The organism is Desulforudis sp. DRI-14, from assembly GCF_052618305.1.
On record NZ_JBQXEZ010000002.1, the window covers coordinates 143,130 to 162,932 of the forward strand.

Genomic DNA, 19,803 nt, shown 5'->3' on the forward strand with positions numbered 1-19,803 from the left:
GTTCAGGCATATAGAGGAAATATAAGGCAAGAGGTCGAATAGATTGGTTAAGGCTTAGTTAATATTAAAGGTGCGTGGGGGTGTGGTGATGAGCCCAGATCATTCGCAGGAGACGGTGAGATTCGAGCGTCCCGCCGATGAGCCTAGCAAGGTCGAAGAAATCCTGGTTGCCGTGTATCGAGCCCTGCTGGACAGGGGGTACAATCCTATTCACCAGATGGTGGGGTATCTGATCTCGGGCGATCCGGCTTACATCACCAGTCATCAGAACGCACGCAACCTTATCCGGCGGGTCGAACGAGACGAACTGATGGAAGAGTTACTTAGAACATACCTGGCGGCCAAGGACCCTACTGGAAAGTAGGGTCTTATAACGATTATAAAGGATTTTTAAGGGTTTTTGATGGAATACGCGACGCTTGGCGGGACGGGTATCAGGGTCTCCAGGCTTTGTTTCGGGACACTTACTCTAAGCCCCCTGCAGGCAAACCTCCCTCCGGAAGAGGCCCGGCGCGTCCTTCTGCACGCGATGCGCCGCGGGGTCAATTTCTTTGACTGCGCCGAGTTGTACGGGACCTATCGTGTAGTCGGCGAAGCGATGCGTGCTTGGGGCGAACCGGTGGTCGTCGTCGGTCGCTCCTACGCGTGGACGCGCAAGGGTATGGAGGCCAGCCTGCATAGGGCCCTGCGGGAATTCTCCCGCGATTACGTGGATATTTTTTTGCTGCACGAGATGGAGTCGCCGGCCAACATCCGCGGGCATTGGGAGGCCCTGGAGTACCTGGCGGAGGCTAAACAGCAAGGGCTGGTGCGCGCGGTGGGCATCTCCACCCATCACGTGGGGGCGGTGGAGGCGGCGAGCGCGATAGACCTCATCGACGTCATCCACCCCCTGTACAACCCGCCGGGCATAGGCATACGGGGCGGTTCGTCCGACGATATGCTCGCGGCTGTTCGCAGGGCTGCGCGCGCCGGGAAAGGGATTTACGGCATGAAGGCCCTCGCGGGCGGCCATCTGGTCCGCGACGCCGAAAACGCCTTGAGGGCTGTGCTGGCCATCCCCGAACTGGCGGCCGTTGCCGTCGGCATGCAGTCGATGGTGGAAGTCGAATACAACACCAGGATCTTTTCCGGGCAGGAAGTTCCCGAGGGCTTGAAGGTGATCGTTCGCCGGGCGGGCAGGCGTCTTCATGTCGAGGAGTGGTGCCGGGGCTGCGGGGAGTGCGTAAAAGTCTGCCGCTTTGAGGCCTTGCGCATCGAGCGCGGGCGCGCGCTGGCGGACCGCACAAAGTGCTGCTTTTGTGGCTATTGCGCAGCAGCCTGTCCTGAATTCTGTATTAAGGTGGTTTGAGGTGCGTATACTGGGACTTGATGTAGGAGACAAGCGCATCGGGGTGGCTCTGAGCGACGAACTGGGACTCACCGCCCAGGGCCAGGGCGCGATCGTGCGCGGAAAGCCCGCCGACGACATCAGGCGCATCGCGGAGATAATCGCGAGCCGTGAGGTGGAAAGCGTCGTCGTAGGCCTGCCCAAGAAACTGGACGGTTCCATCGGGCCCCAGGCGCAGAAGGTGCTGGAGTTTGTCGAGGAGCTCCGCAAAGCGGTGAAGGTGCCCATAATTCTGTGGGATGAGAGATTAAGTACGGCGCAGGTGGAAAAGATACTGATCGACGCCGATGTCCGCCGGGCGCGGCGCAGGAAGGTGGTGGACGCCATGGCGGCCGCCGTTATTCTCGATTCCTACCTGCGCTGCCGGGAAAAGCGCCCGGAGTCCCTTGACGTGCCCCCGTGCAGTACCCTAGAATAGGGATATCTTGGCAAAGGAGTTGAATGAAATGGCCGCGGATGATGAGGTCATTACGCTGGTGGATGAAGACGGGGAAGAGCACGATTTCAGCGTGCTGGACATTTTGGAGGTTGACGGCGAAGAATACGCCATCCTGGTCCCTGTAGCCGACGACGAGCAGGAAGACGAGGTCGTCATCTTTAAGTTTGCGGAAGACGAAGAGGGTAACGAGATTTTGATCGACGTCGAAGACGAGGAGTGGGAAAAAGTCGCTGACGCCTGGCAGGAAAAGGTAGGAAGCGAGCACTAAAAGGACGGCGCGGTTTTTCAACGCCCTCCTAGGATTTACGGGGGGCCGGCACGAATATGTTTTGGTACTGCCAGGAGACCGCTGAAAAACTGCGCCTGGCTTTGTCAGGCTCGCCGCCCAGTGCTCACGTACCACCCTGTACGCTCCGCGCTGGCCGGCTTCGCCTTCCGCGCCATGCTTGCTTTTGAGCAGTCTCAGGATAACTTCCAAAGCACGGCCGTACCCTACAGACGCCTATGCCAAAACCATTGTTTTGGCTTTTTGCCGGCACACTGTCAGGCGCCACGCCTCAAAGTTAATGGTGCACATTCAGTTGTCTCCGAGGAGGGAGCACGGTGACCGTCCAGAGGAACATCTTTTTTGTTATTCTTGGACTTCTGGTTGCCGTGTTTATTTTTTTTGGCGCCTTTTGGGGGCTGGTCGCCAGCGAGGCGCACGAAGGCAGAATTTTTGAGGGGGTTACCGTACGGGGCGTCAGCCTGTCGGGCATGAGCCGGGATGAGGCGGCGGCGAAGATCAGGGCCCTGGAGGCCGAGATGAGGGAGACGCCCATAACGTTCGTCCTGGATGGCTACAGCTGGCCGGTTACCCTGGCGGAGCTCGGATTTCGCCTTGACGCCGAAGGCATGGCGGACCGCGCGTTCAAGGTCGGGAGAAGCGGCTTTTTCGTAGGCCAGTGGCTGGAAAGGCGACGGCTGGAGCGAGAGGGCCGCGAGATCGGCACGGTCGCCGAGATCGACAGGGAACGGATGGAGTTTATCGTGGGTCAGCTGGCAAGGGGCTTTACGCGGGAGGCCCGCGACGCCGGCTTCACAATCACCGAAAACGACCGGGTGGAGATCGTGCCCAGCCAGGACGGCCTACGGGTTGACTTCGACCGGCTCTACCGGGATATCGTGGCAACGGCGCAGGGGAAGAGCGGCGGCAGGGTGGCCGTGCGCCTGGTGCGCGTTGCCCCCCGGCATACCGAGGACGAAGTCAGGGCCATGGGTATCACCGGAAAGATCGCCGAGTACACGACCTATTTCGACCCCAAGCTTGTAGACCGCTCCTACAACGTCAGCGTTGCCGCTTCGGCCCTCAACAACCTCCTGGTTGCCCCGGGGGAAACGGTTTCCTTCAACGAAATCGTCGGTCCGCGCTCCCTTGAGCATGGTTACCGCAACGCGCCGATCATTATTGAAAACCAGTTCCAGGACGGGATGGGCGGCGGGGTCTGCCAGGTGTCCTCGACGCTCTACAACGCCGTCCTTCTCGCCAAACTCGAGATCGTGGAGCGTTCGCACCATTCCCTTCCCGTAACTTACGTCCCGATCGGCAGGGACGCGACGGTGGTTTACGGGCATATCGACTTCAAGTTCAGGAACCCTGATCCGACGTATGTGTACGTACGCTCCGAAATAGGGAAATCCCACCTGACCATCAAGATCTTCGGCCACGTCCGGGAAAACCGCCGCGTGGAGATCAAGAGCTGGGTGACGCAGACTTTTGAACCCAAAGTGCTCCGCGAGGACGATCCCGACCTGGAGGCGGGGAAAGAAGTCGTCAAACGCCAGGGGTTGCGGGGATACAAGGCGGAAGCGGAACGGTGGGTATGGGATAACGGGAAGCTGCGGAAGGAGAAGCTTCCTTCGAGTCATTATCACCCGCTCGACAAAATCATTGCCGTTGGTGTCAAAGCGCAGCCCGCAACCATTTCACCTCCTGCCGACATGCCGGTTCCCGAGGTGCTGCCGCCTCCCGATGGAGAACAGCCGCCGGCCGCCGGGGGAGAGCAGCCCGACCGCTAAAGCAAATACCAGGGAAACGGGTCCTTTTGCAGGGCCTGTTTTTTTGTTTGCATACAGCCTCTGCTGGTTCGTTGCTGTTTATTGTTTCTTTAATAAAGAGACTACACCGGCATATAGTTAACTAGTTACTCCTGAAGAAGGCTGGAGAAGGAGGTGCCGCCGTGAAAAAGATCGTGGTCGCCGGAAGGAACGATTCCGGGAAATCGACCGTCGTCGGCGAACTCTACAAGGGGTTAAGGGCCAGGGGATACCAGCCGCTGGCCGTCGGCTCCGGGGTGCAGGATGAAAAACCCTACTACTACAAGGGGGTCGACCCGAACTACGTCACCATCGCTATACCGGAGAGCGGGCGCGACGTGGCCGAGGATATCGAACGCGTGCTGAGGCACTGCGTAAACCTGATCAAGGAGAAGAACCAGCTGATCCTGCAGGCCCGCAGGGCACTGGACGACCTGAACAAGGTACGCTCGGTCCTGGAACTGGGCCACCTCTCTCAAAAAGACATCCCGCCGGTTTCGACCATCCCCGACGTGGCCCTGATCGAGGCCGTCGGCATCAACGACGGCTATAAATCCCCCGAGAGCCGGCAGATCGCCGACGTGCTGGTCTCCGTGGTGCCGGCGAACATGAAGAGCGAGATTCTGATGGACACCGGGAACATCCTGCTCGACGAGGCCGACGTGCTGGTCGTGACCAAAGTGGATGAAACGCCGCGCAGCGTCACCTCGACCACGGTCAAGCTCCTCCAGCGGTTCCACCGTTATAAGCCCATTATCCCGGTGGTGGCCACGCAGGGGGTGCATATGGAACTGGTCGTCGATGAGGTCGTTAAGAGGTTCATCGAACCCATGGTCCTCATCGACCAGCCGGCGGGGACGGTTATCGATTAGTCCCGGCGGTCCGCCTGCGTTCCGCAGCGGGAGGGGATGTTGCGCTTCCAAGGCGGGCGTGAAAATGGTATAATCAAACAACGCCGGTCGCTTTTTGCAGCGCTCCGGCCGACAGCCGATGAACGCCCGAGGAGCTTGCCGTTGTGCCGTTTTTGACCGATACCGTGACCAAAGACAAACTGCTGCGCATGGCCCTTGTTTTGTTCGCTCTTTCCGTGATTGCAACAGGGCTTATCGGGCTGTTCGTGGTTTCATCTCTGGGACCGGCCGCTCCCGGCAGCACGGCGACGGTGCGCGTGGAGATCCCGCCCAGGGTGACGAGCGGCCAGATCGCCAGGCTGCTGGCCGACAAGGATGTCATCAGGAGCGCCGGGGCTTTTCGCCTCTATGCGTGGTATAAAGGTCTCGACGGGTCGTTGCGGGCCGGCGAGTATGACCTTTCCCCCGGCGATTCCGTTCCTCAGATTATCGTGCAGCTGGTTGCCGGACGGGGGACGCTCCATTCATTCACGGTGCCTGAAGGTTACAATACCGAGCAGATCGCCGATCTGCTCGCCGCAAAGGGCCTGGCCGACCGTGAACGGTTCCTGGACGCGGCGGCCCATTACGATTTCGGCATCGCCTTCGTCAAAGGCCTGCCCGAGGGCGAGCGCCGCCTGGAGGGCTACCTTTTCCCCGATACTTACAGCATCGGCAAGGACGTTACGGAAACGGTCATCATCAACCAGATGCTTTCACGTTTCGCCAGGGAGGCGGAGCTTCTCAACCTTGATGAGGAGGCGGCCAAAGCCGGACTCACCTTTCACCAGGCCGTAACACTGGCTTCCTTGATCGAACGCGAGGCCAAAATCGATCACGAGCGGGCCGTTATTTCCGGGGTGCTCCATAACCGCCTGCGCATGAGCATGCCGCTCCAGGTCGACGCCACCGTGCTGTACGCCCTCGGCAAGACCGCCACCGAGCAGGTGACCTACAAGGACCTCGAGGTCGCCTCCCCGTACAATACCTACCGGGTCGTGGGGTTGCCCCCCGGCCCTATCGCCAACCCCGGTCGGGCGTCCCTTGAAGCCGCCGTGCATCCCGCCAGGGTCCCGTACCTTTACTATGTCGCCAAGGCGGACGGAAGCCACGCCTTTGCCCGTTCGCTCGCCGAGCACAACGAGAACATCCGCAAGTACCGCTGAGACTGTTTGACGGTGTTCCGCTCCTGATGCGGATACTGGAAGAAACCTCCGGTCACACTATTAGTAACTAGATAGCTGACTGCGAGGTTTTTCTGTGTCCGGATTTTCTCAAAAAAGAATAGCCATGCTCGGATGGGGGCTTGTGACCTGTCTGGCGCTGCTCGTCTGGCGCCTGTCCGTCATCCAGATCGCCGAGCACGAGCGGCTTGCCGCCGCCAACGCCCGGCAGGTCTCGGTCAGCGTTTCCCTGGAGGAGGTGCCGCGGGGCAACATCCTCGACCGCAACGGTGTGCCTCTGACCGGGTTCGAGAGAGCCGACAGGATTGTGGTCATCCCTCAGCTCCTGGAAGACAGGGCGAAGGTAGCCGAAGAGCTGGCCGCCGTCCTGGATGTTCCGCGCGGGGAGGTCGAGACGGCCCTGGAAAGCGCCTGCTGCCTCCCGTACAACCTTGATGTCCGGCAGAAGAAGCTCATCCAGGCCTCCCGGCGGCCGGGAGTGTATGTGGCCGAAGTTGTGCTCAGATACGGGGAAAACCAACGGGCTTCGCACCTCATCGGCTACGTCGGCCCCATCGCATCGACCGAAGAGTTAAACAGCCTCCGGCAGTACGGTAAGCCGTACCGCCTGGGCGACCTTGTGGGGAAGTCCGGCCTCGAAAAATATTACGAGCCGGATCTTAAGGGCCTTTACCCGGTGAAGACGGCGCGCTGCTACGTCGACGCCTGCGGGAAACCGCTCCCGGGTCTGGGGTACGTGGAGGGTAAAGAGCGTGATACAGGGCGCCGGGACCTCATCCTGACAATCGACCGGGAATTCCAGCAGGCTGTCGAGGATGTCCTGGACCGTCATATGGTTTCAGGCGCCGTGGTGGTGATGGACGTTCAAACCGGCGACGTCCTGGCCATGGCTTCGCGGCCGGTTTTTGACCCGCGCCGGCCCGGCGAGGCTTTAAAGGAAACGGAGGCTTTTGTCAATCACGCGCTTGCGCTCTACCAGCCCGGGTCGGTCTTTAAGACGGTCGTTGCCGCCGCCGCTCTTGAACGGGGAATTGTAAGGCCCGACAGCGAGTTTATCTGCGCCGGGCGCGGCGAGCAGCTGATCGCCTGCTGGAAGGATGAAGGCCACGGCAGGCTGACCTTCGCCGACGCCTTCGCTAACTCGTGCAACCCCACGTTTGCCAAAGTCGCTCTCAAGCTCGGGGCCGACGGGATTATCGAGTATGCCCGGCGCTTGGGTTTAGGCGAGCAACGGCTGCTGGGGTTTCCCTACCCGCCCGATCCCCGTCAGGACCTGGACATGATCGCCGAGCCGTACAATCTCGTCAACGCTGCGGTCGGTCAGGGCCCCGTACTGGTAACGCCTCTGCAGGTGGCGTCAATGGTGGCGGCTATCGCAAACGACGGGGTGTACCGCGTACCCCGGCTGGTCCGGGAAGTCCGGCAGGGCGGCACGGTGCTGCGGATTGTGACAGCCGATCAAGGAAAGCGCGCGGTGTCCCCGGGCACGGCCGCCACGCTGAGGGAACTCATGACACTGGTAACGACGGCCGGCAACGGCCGGGGCGGTTACCTAGCCGGACCGGGAAGCGCCGGAAAGACCGGAACGGCTCAGGTCGGCGACGGCACGCGGACCAGCGGCTGGTTTGCGGGATATTTTCCGCTCGACAGACCCCGGTTTGCCATCGTCGTTCTGGCGGAGAACGCGGAAAGCGGGGGAAAGACGGCCGCGCCCCTGTTCCGCGAAATAGCCCGGGCTATTATTGAGCAAGGCGGTTTGCCTTAACTGCGCCTGTATTAGTGGGTAGTGTAAGACTTTAGTAGGTAACCAGAGGGGTTACGAAGAAAAGAGACCTCTGGCGGCTGCCCCGGAGGGCAGCCGACTCCCGGGCAAGGAGTGAGAGGTCTCGTGATCAAAGTTCGCCTTATCGTGCAGGTAGTCCTTCTGTTGGCGAAGGGGATCTTCGAGATTTTACGGTCGGTTGCCAACGTAAGAGAGCTGGAAGAGAGAATGCAGCGTTTAGTGCAAGAGGCGGCTCTCAGGCTTTTTCGTGCGGCATTGGAAGAGATCGACGGGGCACTCGCCGCCCAGAGGGACACCAAGAAGTACAAGAGCGTCGGGTTCCGTGAGCGGACCCTGATCACCAGCTTCGGCGAGTTAAGATTGAAGAGGCGCTTGTATCTGGATACGGAGACAGGCGACTACCGTTTCCTCCTGGACGAGGCCTTGGGGTTAACCGAGGGGCAACGGATGAGTCCGCGGATAACCGAACTGACTGTAGAACTGGCGACAGAGATGCCCTTTCGCCGGGCTGAGAAAATCCTCAGCTATTTAGTGCCGGGGATCAGCGCCATGACCATCTGGTCGCGGGTGCAAGAAAGCGGCCGACGTGCGGCTGAGCACAGCGCCTTGCGACGGGCCGCGATATTCGAACAAGGCGCGGTGCCGGCGGGGAGCAAAGAGATCCGCACCCTGTTCATCGAAGCCGACGGCGTCTGGGTAAGACAGCAACGGACCCGGGAACGCGGCGGAGAGATCAAGCTGGTGGTGGGATACGAAGGGAAAGAAGGGTGTCCCCGGTCCTTAAAAGGGCGACAGACGGTAGCCGGGCTGGTCGACGGTGAAGCTATTTGGGAAGAGGCAAGCGCCGTATTCGGCGAGCGGTGGGCCTTAGAGAAAGTAGCGCAAGTACGGATTGGAGGCGATGGAGCACCCTGGATCGCGAACGGGGGGAAGGCCTGTTTCCCCGGGGCCAGCTACCACCTGGATCCCTTTCATCTCCGGCGGCGCTTGACCGAGGCCCTGGCCTTCAGCGAAGAGATTTATGGCGAAGTCAGCACTTGCATTGCTAGGTTGAATCAAGAGGCCACCGTGGCGGTCTTGGATCGGGCCTTAAAGAAGGCTCGGGGGCGCGCGGCGCGGAAGCGTATCCGAGAGCTGAAGCAATACCTCATCGACAACTGGGAGGGGATCAGCACTTTACCGGAAGAGGAAAGGCTGGGCACCATCGAGGGGCAGGTACGGCACACCCTGGCCCGGCGGATGAAACGGATTGGAGCGCGCTGGACTCCGCGCGGGGCAGACCATATGGCTCGTTTACTGGCCGCCCGTGCCAATGGTGAACTTAGGGTTTATGCGGCGTCTGACGGCGTCGTGAATGCGCCGCTGTTGGAGCAGGTGATCCGCGTTGGGGGTATTGAGCAGCCGCAAAGGCTAAGACGGGAGGACCTGGAGAACTGGCTCAGAGCAGAAATGCCGGCGCTCAAAGGCCCTTGTGCCGGCGAACCGTGGGTCAAACACGTCTTGCGGCAATTGGCTTCTCTGCCGGCCTTACTGTCGGCGTAAGCTAAAATAATCCACGGGAGTCTACCTACTAACTCTTGACACGGCCGTATTAGTGCCAGCGTATTTACGCTAAAGCCCAACTATATTAAAATGAAGATAATTAACTTGTTGATGCGCCTTTGGGTTCGCCACTTCATTTAGAGGGTGATCAGCGTGATTATTCGCGGGCAGCAGATCCGTCTTCTGCGTGAGGAGCGGGGTTACACCCTCCAGGAACTCGCCAGCCGGGCACATCTGTCTCTCTCCTACCTTTCGGAAATCGAACGGGAATCCAAGCGCCCTTCCCTGAAGACCATCGAGAAACTTGCTGCGGCCCTCAATGTTTCCAAGGCGCGGTTGCTGGACGGGGGATCGGGCAAAGACGGAGCCCTTTCCATCGGCGAGAAAATCAGGGTGATCCGCACGGAGAAGGGCATGTCTTTGAATGACCTGGCCTCCGCCGCCGGGATCTCGCCTTCCTACCTCAGCGAAATCGAGCGGGGATCGGTTTACCCCTCGCTGGCGACACTGAAGCAAATCGCCAGGGAACTCGGGGTTTCGGCGCTCGTCCTCATGAGCTACGAGGGTTCGCTGGGGCATAAACTAAAAACTCTGCGTGAAGAATATGGAATGACCCAGGCGCAGCTGGCGCGCGCGGCGGGGGTCACGGCCGGGCTGATCGGCCAGATCGAACAGGGCAAAGTTCAGCCTTCCCTGAAAACCCTGGAAAAGCTGGCCCAGGTCATGGGGGTTACTCCCTGTTATTTCATCATGGAGCCCGGGGCCGTTGACCAGATGCTCAGCATGATGAACCCCGAGCTGCGGGAGCTGTTGATGCACCCCAATGTCCAGGCCATTTTGAACATGGCGTGTAACCTCAGCCGCAGCGAACTCCAGTTTGTGCTGCAGTTTATCCAGTTGTACAAGCAGTCGGGGTGTGGCAACGCGTCGGGCTGACGGGCGTGCTCCGTTTTCGACGGCTGGGTCTTGTCCGGTGGAATCTTCTGTATTAAAATAGTAAGAAGTTTGAACCAGGGGGAAAGGTGTTAACCCGATGCCGATTTACGAATACAAATGCAATAATTGTGAGCATAAATTCAGTGTCTTGCTGCCCGTAACCGAAAGGGCCAGAGTTACGTGTCCCAAGTGTCTGTCGGATAACGTCCGCCGGGAGTTTTCGCTTTTTGCCCCGCGCTCTAGCGGTGCGAACACTTGCAGCAGCAGCGGTTCCAGCGGATGAAGGTTTTAAACGGGAGACGGTTGTTTCCCCTAACTTTTTAGAATTGGGAGGATGGTTCTGCAGATGGCACTCGAGATTACCGAAAACAATTTTGAGCAGGAAGTTCTCCAGAGCCGGGAGCCTGTGCTGTTGGATTTCTGGGCGGCGTGGTGCGGACCCTGCCGCAGCATCGCGCCTATTATTGAGCAGGTGGCCGTTGAGTTCAAAGGCAAAATGAAAGTGGGCAAGGTCAACGTCGACGAAAACAGGGAACTGGCCATCAAGTTCGGTATCAAGGGCATTCCCACCCTGCTTTTCTTTAAGGAAGGAAAGGTCGTCGGACAAGAAGTGGGGTACGTGGCCAAGGACACCCTCGTGGACAAAATCAACACGATACTGGGGTAGTTGAATGTGAACGAGGCTTTAGTGAGCTATCTCGTTAAGGGTATGTCTTGCGAACATTGCAAGAACGCGGTCGCGAAGGCCGTCCGCAGCGTTAACGGAGTGACGGCGGTGGAAGTCAACCTCCCTGCGGGGGAGGTCGTCGTCCGTCTGCGGGATCCGGCCGTTGCCGGGCTTGTCAGGGATGCCATCGTCCGGTCGGGGTACGACGTCGCCGCTGTCCGGGACAAAACGATCTGAACATCGGCTCGACGGCAGCGTTTTTCTTATTTGTGCTTGTAACTCCTGCGACGCTGTGGTATACTTACCTTGATTTGGATTGCGAGGAGTTTTCCGAAGGAGTGGGTTGACCCCACTCCTTCGTCTTAATACTTGTTGAGAACGAGGAGGATTTAGGTGACCGTCAATAAGGTAGCGGCCAGGGTGGAGGAGCTGGCTGCCCCGCTGGCAAAAGCTCAGGGTGTGGAACTCGTGGACGTCGAGTACGTGAAAGAGGGAGGGCAATGGTACCTCCGTCTTTTTATTGACAAGCCCGGCGGAGTCGGGCTTGTTGATTGTCAGGGCTTATCGGAAAAGCTTGACAAGGTCCTTGACGAGGTCGACATCATACCGCACGCCTACTTTTTGGAGGTATCCTCTCCGGGGTTGGAGAGGCCGCTGAAAAAGAGGGAGGATTACGTGCGATTCGAGGGCCGTCTGGCCAACATCAAGACGTTCGCGCCGATCAACGGGCGCAAGCGGTTTTTGGGACGTATCAAGGCCAGTCACGATGACGGCGTTCTCCTCGACACCGGCAAGGAAGAGATTATCATCCCTTGGAGTTCTATCGCCAGCGCGCGTCTGGCCCTTGAACTATAGGGGGTTACGTATGGAGGGTGCCACATGAACACTGAGTTCCTAGCGGCTCTGCGCGACCTGGAAAAAGAAAGGGCCATCGCTGTCGACGTTTTGCTGGAAGCGATCGAAGCAGCGCTTCTGTCAGCTTTCAAGCGTAATTTCGGCTCTTCGACGAATGCCAGGGTGCACATCGACCGCCATACGGGCGATGTCAAGGTCTTTGCCAAGCGCACCGTCGTCGAAAAAGTAGAAGACCCCGGGCAGCAGATCAGCCTGGAAGAAGCGAGAAAGATCAATCCGGCCTATGAATTGGACGACGTGGTGGAAACCGAAATCACGCCCCGCAACTTCGGGCGGATCGCGGCACAAACCGCCAAGCAGGTTGTGGTTCAGCGCATTCGCGAGGCCGAGCGTAATATCGTCTTCGAGGAGTTTTCCAATCGCGAGGGCGACGTCGTTACCGGAACGATTCAGCGTATCGAGCAACGCACCTGCTATATTGAGCTGGGCAAGGCCGAGGCCGTACTCACCCCCAACGAGCAGATTCCGGGAGAGATCTACCGGCCGGGGCAAAGGATCAAGACCTACATCGTGGAGGTCAAGAAGACCAGCAAGGGCCCGTTGATTGTCGTGTCGCGGACCCATCCGGGTCTTTTGAAGCGGCTGTTTGAGATTGAAGTGCCGGAACTGCACGAGGGTATCGTCGAGCTTAAGGCGATTGCCCGCGAGGCGGGGATCCGGTCCAAGATCGCCGTCTATTCGAGCGACGAGAACATCGACCCCGTAGGCGCCTGCGTCGGTCCCAAGGGCGTGCGGGTCCAGGCCATCGTCAACGAGTTGAACGGAGAGAAAATCGACGTAGTGCGATGGTATTCCGATCCTTCAAAATTCGTTGCCGCGTCCTTAAGCCCGGCCAAGGTGATCGCCGTCGAGGTTTGGGAAGACGAAAAGATAGCCCGCGTCATCGTTCCTGATTATCAGCTTTCGCTGGCGATAGGCAAGGAAGGACAGAACGCGCGCCTGGCCGCCAAGCTGACGGGGTGGAAGATCGACATCAAGAGCGAGAGCCAGATGGCCGAGATATATCAGGAGTACCTATCCCAAGGCTACGAAATCTAAAGGATCGTTGAAAAACGTAGTCTGACACATGGGAAGCGAGAGGCGAGAGGTCAGAGGTGAGTACTCGAAGGGATTCGCTTTCGCGAATTCCACCCTAAACCCTCACATCCGACTTCCCACATCCCACTTCTTGATTGAATGGGGGGTTAAGGTGGCGCGCGTTAAGAAGGTCCCTCTGCGCAAATGCGTCGGCTGCCAGGAGATGAAGGCCAAACGGGAGTTAATACGCGTTGTCAGGACGCCTGAGGGAAATATAGAACTCGACTTGACAGGGAAGCGGGCCGGGCGCGGCGCCTACATCTGCCCGAACGCCCGCTGCTTCGACGCCGCCGTCCATGCCAGGAGGCTGGCCAAGGCTTTGCAGTGCAATATCGGCCAAGAGGTATTACTTCGGGTCCGGGAGGCGATTGAAGGGCGTGAACTCGGTATTCAAACTGCTGGGCCTGGGGCAAAGAGCCCGTAGCGTGGTTTCGGGTGACGAAGGCGTGCGGGCCAAGCTGGAGCGGCGCCAGGCCAAATTGGTCATTATCGCGGGCGACGCGGCCCCCAGCACGCGCGACGATTTTGTCGCGCTGGCCAGGCGGTTCGGTGTTCCCTGCGTCGTTTACGGACAAAAAGGAGAGCTGGGCGCGGCCGTCGGCAAATCGCCGAGAGCGGTGCTTGCCCTGCTTGACGATAATTTGACGAAAAGGATTCTCAGCCTATTAACGCAACCGGAAGACTAGGCCCTGGTGTCCCGGTAATTTGGAGGTGGTTCGGTGGGCAAAAAGAGAGTACACGAAGTTGCTAAGGAGCTGGGTCTTGAGAGCAAGGAACTGATGAATGTTCTCAGCGGGCTGGGTATCAGCGTGAAATCACCCTTGAGTACCCTGGATGACGCGCAAATCGCCGCTGTGGGCAGGCATCTGGGCAGACCGGCCGCAAAAGAGGGCGCCGATGCGCGGCGCAAAGAGAGCAGGCAGCCTTCGAAGAAACAGGCTGCCGGCCCGGGTGCCGAGGCCGGTGCCCCGCCGCCCGATGCCGGAGCGCGGAAGGCCCAGCCTGAGCCTGCTGCTCCCGGGCCCGCTGCTCCCGGGACGGCGCCCAAGCCCCGCCCTGTCCGCCTTAGCCAGTATGGACCAGGTCTAGTCGATAATGTGCCACAGCGACCACCCGACCGGAGATTTATGGAAAGGCCGCTGAACCTGCCCGGCAATATCAAGCCTCCGGTGCCATTCCTTACGGAGAAGAGGCCCGAAGAGCCGGCTCGCGAGCCCGCTCCCGGCGTTCAGGCGCCCGGCGAGGCTCCGGCCCGCCCGCCGGGGCGCGAAGAGACGGCCAAGACGGCACCGCCGGCGGCAACCGAGGCCGGGACCAAGGCCGCGCGAGGCCCGGCGGGGCCGGCCCCGTCTCCCCGGCCCGCTCCGCCCGCCAGGCAGGAAGGCAAAGCCGTACCGGGCCGTCCCCCGTATCAGGGGAGGCCGGCGGCCCCGGGCGGGGCGCCGAGGCCGCCTTTCCAGGGCCAGCAGCCGCCCCGCGACAACCGCGGCGTAGGGACGCGCCCCGGCGGCGGCATGCCGCATCATCAACAGGCGGGAGCCCGGCCCGATGGGCGTCCGCCAGCCCGCGACCAGGGCGCGGGGTTCCGTGGCGTCCAGGGCCCGGGTCCCCGTCCGGGTGGCGGGTATGCCGGAGGCCCGCGTCCCGGAGGCCCCCGACCGGCCGGTCCCCGGCCGGCGGCAGGCCGCCCAGGCCGCGTGCTCGACCTGAACAAGGCTATTCCCAAACCGCCGACACAGGTTGTCGAGGCGAAGCCCGACAAGGGAGCTGCCCAGCAGCGCCTGGCGGCGAACAAGGAGCGTGGCCCTCGCGAAAAGCGGTGGGATGAACGCAAGCCGTCGATCAGCGAGGCCAAGCTCCTGCCGCGCGGCCGTCGCCCCGCGCGTATGGAGAGGCCCCCGGTCGAGAAACGTACGGTGGTTTTGACCGATGCGTTGACTGTTAAGGACCTTGCCGAGAAGATGAGCGTCAAGGCGGCCGACGTCATCAAGGAACTGATGATGCTTGGCGTCATGGCGACCATCAATCAGGAGATAGACATCGATACGGCTTCCATCGTGGCCAGCGAGATGGGCTACCCGGTGGAGATCAAGAAAGAGGAAGACATCGAGGAAGTTCAGCTCGTCCAGGAACAGGAGGACGATCCCGGCGACCTGGAGCCCAGGCCTCCCGTGGTGACGGTTATGGGGCACGTGGACCACGGTAAGACCTCGCTGCTTGACGCTATTCGCAACGCCAATGTGACCGCCACCGAGCACGGCGGCATTACGCAGCATATCGGGGCTTACCAGGTTCAGCATAAGGGCAAGAAGATAACCTTCCTCGATACCCCGGGACACGAGGCCTTTACGGCGATGCGCGCGCGCGGCGCCCGGGTTACCGACGTGGCCATTCTTGTCGTGGCGGCCGACGACGGCGTTATGCCGCAAACCGTGGAGGCCATTAACCACGCCAAGGCGGCGGGGGTGCCGATCATCGTCGCGATCAACAAGATCGACAAGCCGGAGGCGAACCCCGAGCGCATCAAGCAGCAGCTTACCGAGCACGGGCTCGTCGTCGAGGAGTGGGGCGGAGACGTTATCGCCGCCCCGGTGTCCGCCCTCAAGCACCAGGGCCTCGAAGAACTTCTGGAAATGGTGCTCCTGGTCGCGGAAATGAGCGAGTTCAAGGCCAATCCGAAGCGGTTGGCCCGGGGAACGATCGTGGAGTCGAAACTGGATAAGGGGCGCGGTCCGGTGGCTACCGTCCTGGTACAGAACGGAACGCTGCGGACGGGCGACGCCATTGTTGCCGGTCCGGTATTTGCCAGGGTGCGGGCGATGATCGACCATAAGGGCCGTTCGGTCAAGAAGGCCGGTCCCTCGATGCCCGTTGAAATACTTGGTTTTTCCGAGGTGCCGGCGGCCGGCGATACCTTCTTCGTCGTCGAGGATGAGAGGGTGGCCCGCCAGATCGCCATAAAACGGCAGGCCAAAAAGCGCCAGGAAGAGCTCAAAGCCGTCGGGCGGATCAGCCTGGAGGACGTCTTCAAGCGCATCCAGGAAGGCGAGGTTAGGGAACTGCCGCTTATTCTCAAGGCCGACGTCCAGGGTTCTGTGGAGGCTCTGGCCCAGGCCCTCGAACGCCTGAGCACGGAAGAAGTGAAGGTGCACCTGATCCACCAGGGAGTGGGCGCGATCAGGGAAACCGATATCCTTCTCGCGTCGGCCTCGAATGCCATCATCATCGGGTTCAACGTCAGGCCCGACGTTAATGCCCGCCGCGCTGCGGAACGGGAAAAGGTCGAAATCAGGCTCTACCAGGTTATTTACGACGCGATCAACGATGTTCGCGCCGCTCTTTCCGGCCTGCTCGAGCCCGAATACCGCGAGGTCGTGCTGGGCCACGCCGAGATCCGCAAGGTGTTCCACGCCTCCAAGCTGGGCAATATCGCCGGATGCTACGTGACCGAGGGCAAGATAACACGGGACGCCAACGTGCGGCTGATTCGTGATGGAGTGGTCATCCATCAGGGCAAGCTATCATCGTTGAAGCGCTTCAAGGATGACGTCAAGGAAGTGGCGCAGGGTTACGAGTGCGGACTGACGCTGGAAAACTACAACGACATTCATGAAGGCGACGAACTTGAATTCTTCACCACCGAAATGATTAAGCGCGAGCTTTAGGAGGTGCCGCGATGGGCTACCGGCCGGAGCGCCTGGCTGAAGTTGTCAAGGAAGAGCTGTCCGACCTGCTGAAACAGATGAAGGACCCGCGCCTTGGGTTTATCACCGTAACCGGAGCCGAGGTCTCTCTGGACCTCAGGCACGTTAAGGTTTTCGTCAGCGTCTTCGGGCCGGAGGAGCAGCAGTCCCAGTGCATGCAGGTCCTGAACAAGGCCCAGGGTTACCTGCGGACCGAACTCGGCCGGCGCATCAGGCTGCGGCACACTCCGGAACTGACCTTTAAGCTGGATCATTCCATAAGCGAAGGGATGCGCCTCAGCGCCCTTTTGGACGAGCTGAAAAGGGAGAGGCCCGGGGGTAATGAATAAAAGCCTGCGGGAAATAGCAGACATACTGCTCAAGGCGCACAGCGTGATTCTGGCCGGGCACGTCATGCCCGACGGGGATTCCGTGGGCTCGACGGCCGCCCTGGGGTTGATGCTCGAGCACCTGGGCAAGAGGGTTACTCTTGTCAGCAACGACCCTATCCCGTCGACATACACCTTCCTGCCGGGATCGGACAAGTTCGTCATCGGCCGGGTGCCGGCCGGGGAGTACGACCTTTTTGTCGTGCTCGACTGTTCGGTTCCGGAAAGAACAGGCGAGTCGTTGAGGGTACTTCTCGACAAGCCGGGGCCCGCTGTCTTAAACCTGGATCACCATGCGTCGACGCCTCTTTACGGCGACTACAATTACATCGACCCCAAGGCTTCGGCGGTGGGGGAAATCGTCTTCGACCTGGGAGAGCTGCTGGGGGTCCCGTTGAGCCTGGATATCGCCACCTGTTTATATACGGCGATCTCCACCGACACCGGGTCCTTCCGCTACGACAACACCACCGCGGGGACCCATCGCCGCGTAGCCCGGCTGATCGAGTGCGGCCTGTCGCCCTCGGAGGTCAGCACGCTGATCTACGACGAAAAGCCGCTGTCTTCGCTGCGTTTGCTGCATGCCGTCCTGGGTACGCTGAAGGTCAGTCCATGCGGAACGGTGGCCTGGATGAGAATGACGCGCCGCATGGAAAGAGAAGCTGGAGCAACCGACGACGAAGCGGAGGGCCTGATCAATTACGCGCGCGTGATCGAAGGCGTCGAAATCGCCCTCTTCTTTCGGGAGACAGGGCCCGACCGGTACAAGGTGGGTTTCCGCTCCAAGCGCGCGGTCGACGTCAGTAAGCTGGCCCAGCTCTTCGGCGGGGGCGGCCACCCCCGGGCGTCGGGATGCTCGGTCGAGGGCCCCTACGAGGAAGTTGAACAACGCCTGGTTGACGCTGCCGTTGCGGCGGCAAGAGAGGGTTTGCATGGACGGTATTCTAAATATCCTAAAACCCCCGGGGATGACCTCACATGACGTTGTCAGCTTTGTCCGGCGTCAGAGCGGTTTAAAGAAAGTCGGTCACAGCGGGACGCTTGACCCCGGCGCCTGCGGGGTCCTGGTAATCTGCCTGGGCAGGGCGACCAGAAGCATACGGTTTCTCAGCGCCAACGATAAGACCTACCGTGCCGAAGTCACCTTCGGCCTTACAACTGACACGCAAGACGCTTTCGGAAAAATCACCTCCCGCGATGATGCTTCCTCGCTGAGCGCGGAAGAGATTCTTGCCGCCCTCAAAAGCCTGGAAGGCAGGCAGATGCAGGTTCCGCCCATGATTTCCGCCGTAAAACAGGGCGGCAGAAAGCTGTACGAAATCGCCCGCGAGGGCCTGGAAGTGGAGCGCGAGCCGAGGGCCATCGAGGTGTATGCAATCAAGCCCGTACACCTTGCCGGCCTGGGGACAAGCCATCCCCGTGCCTTGTTCGATGTGCACTGTTCCAAGGGAACTTACGTCCGTACGCTGTGCCACGAGGCCGGGCGCCGTCTGGGAAAAGGTGCGTGTCTTTCTTTCCTTTTGCGCACCTCGGTTGGCAGTTTTGACCTTCAGTCTTCTCTGACGCTTGGAGAGGTGAGGTTTTCAGCCGCCGCGGGCAGACTAAAACAAAGACTCATCGCTGTGGACGAAGCGCTGGCCTTTTTGCCGGGCGTCGTTGTCAGGCCGAGCGCCAGGGCCGCTGTCCTTTCGGGGAGAAGGCTCTTCGCGGCGGGCGTAACTTCAATGCCTGAAAAACTGCAAGGATTCGTAAGACTGGTGGATGATCGCGGGCTTTTAGCCGTGGCCGAATGCTGCGAGACCGAGCCAGTTTCTTTTCGGCCCGTATGGGTCTGGGCGAGACAGGACGACGGGGAGGCGCCGTAGGTGGATGTAAGAACCGTGTTTCACGGTCTCAAAACCGAATACCCGCGGATCATGCTTGGCCTGGGGAATTTTGACGGCGTGCATCGCGGGCACCAGGAACTGATCGCCGACGTGGTCAAAAAAGCGCAGACCAGCGGCTGCACGCCGGCCATATTCACCTTCAACCCTCACCCGCTCGCCGTTCTCCGACCGGAAGCGGCGCCTCCCATGCTGCTTTCGCCGCAGGCCAAGGAGCGTCTGATTGCGCGCCTCGGCGTCGAGCTCTTGCTCGCCGTACCGTTTACGCTCGACTTCGCCAGGCTTTTGCCGGAGGAATTCGTGGCCAGGGTACTGGTTCGGGAACTGAGCGTCAAGGCGGTCTTCGTCGGTTACAACTACACCTTTGGCTACAAAGGAAAGGGCACGCCGGAGACTTTGAAGAAACTCGGGGCCCTGCACGGTTTCGAAGTGCATGTTATCCCTCCGGTAAGCATCGACGGGCGTGTTGTCTCCAGCACCCTGATCCGCGAAGAGCTTTTTGCGGGCCGTATCGAGGAGGCCCGGAAGCTGCTGGGGTACCACCCGTTTGTTGAAGGGGTCGTTGTCCAGGGCGACAGGCGGGGCCGCAGCCTTGGTTTCCCTACGGCGAACCTGGAGCTGACCGAAAGCCTGTTGACCCCGCCGAACGGCGTTTACGCGGTCAAGGTTCAACTCGACGGCGAAACCTACTTGGGTGTGGCCAACGTGGGTTTGCGCCCGACATTTAAGGACAACAATAACAGCAGAAACATTGAAGTCCACCTTTTTGATTTCCAGGGCGACCTGTACGGGGTGCCGATTAGGATTCTTTTTCAGCGGCGCCTGCGCGACGAAAAGAAATTCGCCAGCGTGCAGGATTTGATCCGGCAAATTGAAGATGATATCCGTGCCGCCCGGGCGGTCAATATTGATTAAAAAAGCCGTCCGTTCACCAAGGAAGTTGGATGAC

Annotated in this window: 22 protein-coding genes and 1 pseudogene; all 23 read left to right on the top strand. The window is 60.2% G+C overall.

Going from position 1 to position 19,803, the window contains the following annotated elements; all coding sequences use genetic code 11:
- Positions 1 to 88: 88 nt before the first annotated feature.
- Positions 89 to 364 carry an IreB family regulatory phosphoprotein gene (locus ACUM6F_RS02435; protein ID WP_425621597.1) on the top strand — a complete coding sequence of 92 codons (276 nt, stop codon included), beginning with the start codon at positions 89 to 91 and terminating at the stop codon, positions 362 to 364.
- A 39-nt stretch (positions 365 to 403) separates the two neighbouring features.
- Positions 404 to 1,351, top strand: a complete 948-nt coding sequence (locus tag ACUM6F_RS02440; RefSeq protein ID WP_425621598.1) for an aldo/keto reductase — start codon at positions 404 to 406, stop codon at positions 1,349 to 1,351.
- Position 1,352: 1 nt separating this feature from the next.
- Positions 1,353 to 1,808, top strand: coding sequence for a Holliday junction resolvase RuvX (gene ruvX, locus ACUM6F_RS02445; RefSeq protein WP_425621599.1), 456 nt, complete (start codon positions 1,353 to 1,355; stop codon positions 1,806 to 1,808).
- Positions 1,809 to 1,836: 28 nt separating this feature from the next.
- Positions 1,837 to 2,097 carry a DUF1292 domain-containing protein gene (locus tag ACUM6F_RS02450; protein WP_425621600.1) on the top strand — a complete coding sequence of 87 codons (261 nt, stop codon included), beginning with the start codon at positions 1,837 to 1,839 and terminating at the stop codon, positions 2,095 to 2,097.
- Positions 2,098 to 2,432: 335 nt separating this feature from the next.
- Positions 2,433 to 3,887: a VanW family protein gene (locus ACUM6F_RS02455; RefSeq protein WP_425621601.1), complete on the top strand. Its 1,455-nt coding sequence runs from the start codon at positions 2,433 to 2,435 to the stop codon at positions 3,885 to 3,887.
- A 161-nt stretch (positions 3,888 to 4,048) separates the two neighbouring features.
- Entirely contained in the window at positions 4,049 to 4,777 is a 729-nt protein-coding gene (locus tag ACUM6F_RS02460; RefSeq protein WP_425621602.1) for a hypothetical protein, read from the top strand.
- A 143-nt stretch (positions 4,778 to 4,920) separates the two neighbouring features.
- Entirely contained in the window at positions 4,921 to 5,961 is a 1,041-nt protein-coding gene (gene mltG, locus ACUM6F_RS02465; RefSeq protein WP_425621604.1) for an endolytic transglycosylase MltG, read from the top strand.
- A 94-nt stretch (positions 5,962 to 6,055) separates the two neighbouring features.
- Positions 6,056 to 7,744 carry a peptidoglycan D,D-transpeptidase FtsI family protein gene (locus ACUM6F_RS02470; RefSeq protein ID WP_445348288.1) on the top strand — a complete coding sequence of 563 codons (1,689 nt, stop codon included), beginning with the start codon at positions 6,056 to 6,058 and terminating at the stop codon, positions 7,742 to 7,744.
- A gap of 123 nt (positions 7,745 to 7,867) precedes the next feature.
- Positions 7,868 to 9,304 carry an ISLre2 family transposase gene (locus ACUM6F_RS02475; protein ID WP_425621589.1) on the top strand — a complete coding sequence of 479 codons (1,437 nt, stop codon included), beginning with the start codon at positions 7,868 to 7,870 and terminating at the stop codon, positions 9,302 to 9,304.
- Between the two features lie 153 nt (positions 9,305 to 9,457).
- Entirely contained in the window at positions 9,458 to 10,240 is a 783-nt protein-coding gene (locus ACUM6F_RS02480; protein WP_425621606.1) for a helix-turn-helix domain-containing protein, read from the top strand.
- 97 nt (positions 10,241 to 10,337) lie between these two features.
- Positions 10,338 to 10,523 carry an FmdB family zinc ribbon protein gene (locus ACUM6F_RS02485; protein ID WP_425621607.1) on the top strand — a complete coding sequence of 62 codons (186 nt, stop codon included), beginning with the start codon at positions 10,338 to 10,340 and terminating at the stop codon, positions 10,521 to 10,523.
- 51 nt (positions 10,524 to 10,574) lie between these two features.
- Complete coding sequence (trxA, locus tag ACUM6F_RS02490) at positions 10,575 to 10,907, top strand: thioredoxin (protein ID WP_426377669.1); 333 nt, start codon at positions 10,575 to 10,577, stop codon at positions 10,905 to 10,907.
- A 6-nt stretch (positions 10,908 to 10,913) separates the two neighbouring features.
- Positions 10,914 to 11,144 carry a cation transporter gene (locus ACUM6F_RS02495; RefSeq protein ID WP_425621609.1) on the top strand — a complete coding sequence of 77 codons (231 nt, stop codon included), beginning with the start codon at positions 10,914 to 10,916 and terminating at the stop codon, positions 11,142 to 11,144.
- A gap of 156 nt (positions 11,145 to 11,300) precedes the next feature.
- Complete coding sequence (locus ACUM6F_RS02500; RefSeq protein ID WP_425621610.1) at positions 11,301 to 11,762, top strand: ribosome maturation factor RimP; 462 nt, start codon at positions 11,301 to 11,303, stop codon at positions 11,760 to 11,762.
- A gap of 24 nt (positions 11,763 to 11,786) precedes the next feature.
- Positions 11,787 to 12,860: a transcription termination factor NusA gene (nusA, locus tag ACUM6F_RS02505; RefSeq protein WP_425621611.1), complete on the top strand. Its 1,074-nt coding sequence runs from the start codon at positions 11,787 to 11,789 to the stop codon at positions 12,858 to 12,860.
- Between the two features lie 151 nt (positions 12,861 to 13,011).
- Entirely contained in the window at positions 13,012 to 13,323 is a 312-nt protein-coding gene (gene rnpM / locus ACUM6F_RS02510) for an RNase P modulator RnpM (RefSeq protein ID WP_425621612.1), read from the top strand.
- Entirely contained in the window at positions 13,277 to 13,585 is a 309-nt protein-coding gene (locus ACUM6F_RS02515; protein ID WP_426377670.1) for a L7Ae/L30e/S12e/Gadd45 family ribosomal protein, read from the top strand. The genes rnpM and ACUM6F_RS02515 overlap by 47 nt, the downstream gene beginning before the upstream one ends.
- A 33-nt stretch (positions 13,586 to 13,618) precedes the next feature.
- Positions 13,619 to 13,762 (top strand): annotated as a pseudogene (locus ACUM6F_RS02520) (translation initiation factor IF-2 N-terminal domain-containing protein); the annotation flags it as partial.
- A gap of 264 nt (positions 13,763 to 14,026) precedes the next feature.
- On the top strand, positions 14,027 to 16,564 hold the full coding sequence (gene infB / locus ACUM6F_RS02525; RefSeq protein ID WP_445348333.1) for a translation initiation factor IF-2: 2,538 nt from the start codon (positions 14,027 to 14,029) through the stop codon (positions 16,562 to 16,564).
- Positions 16,565 to 16,575: 11 nt separating this feature from the next.
- Complete coding sequence (gene rbfA / locus ACUM6F_RS02530) at positions 16,576 to 16,932, top strand: 30S ribosome-binding factor RbfA (RefSeq protein ID WP_445348289.1); 357 nt, start codon at positions 16,576 to 16,578, stop codon at positions 16,930 to 16,932.
- Positions 16,925 to 17,953: a DHH family phosphoesterase gene (locus tag ACUM6F_RS02535; protein WP_445348290.1), complete on the top strand. Its 1,029-nt coding sequence runs from the start codon at positions 16,925 to 16,927 to the stop codon at positions 17,951 to 17,953. The genes rbfA and ACUM6F_RS02535 overlap by 8 nt, the downstream gene beginning before the upstream one ends.
- The gene (gene truB / locus ACUM6F_RS02540) at positions 17,940 to 18,836 is read left to right on the top strand and encodes a tRNA pseudouridine(55) synthase TruB (RefSeq protein WP_445348291.1); all 897 of its coding nucleotides are present in this window, start codon (positions 17,940 to 17,942) and stop codon (positions 18,834 to 18,836) included. Before ACUM6F_RS02535 ends, truB begins: the two co-directional genes overlap by 14 nt.
- A complete protein-coding gene (locus ACUM6F_RS02545; protein WP_425621618.1) occupies positions 18,837 to 19,769 on the top strand; it encodes a bifunctional riboflavin kinase/FAD synthetase in 933 nt (310 codons plus the stop codon).
- The last annotated feature ends 34 nt before the right edge of the window (positions 19,770 to 19,803 follow it).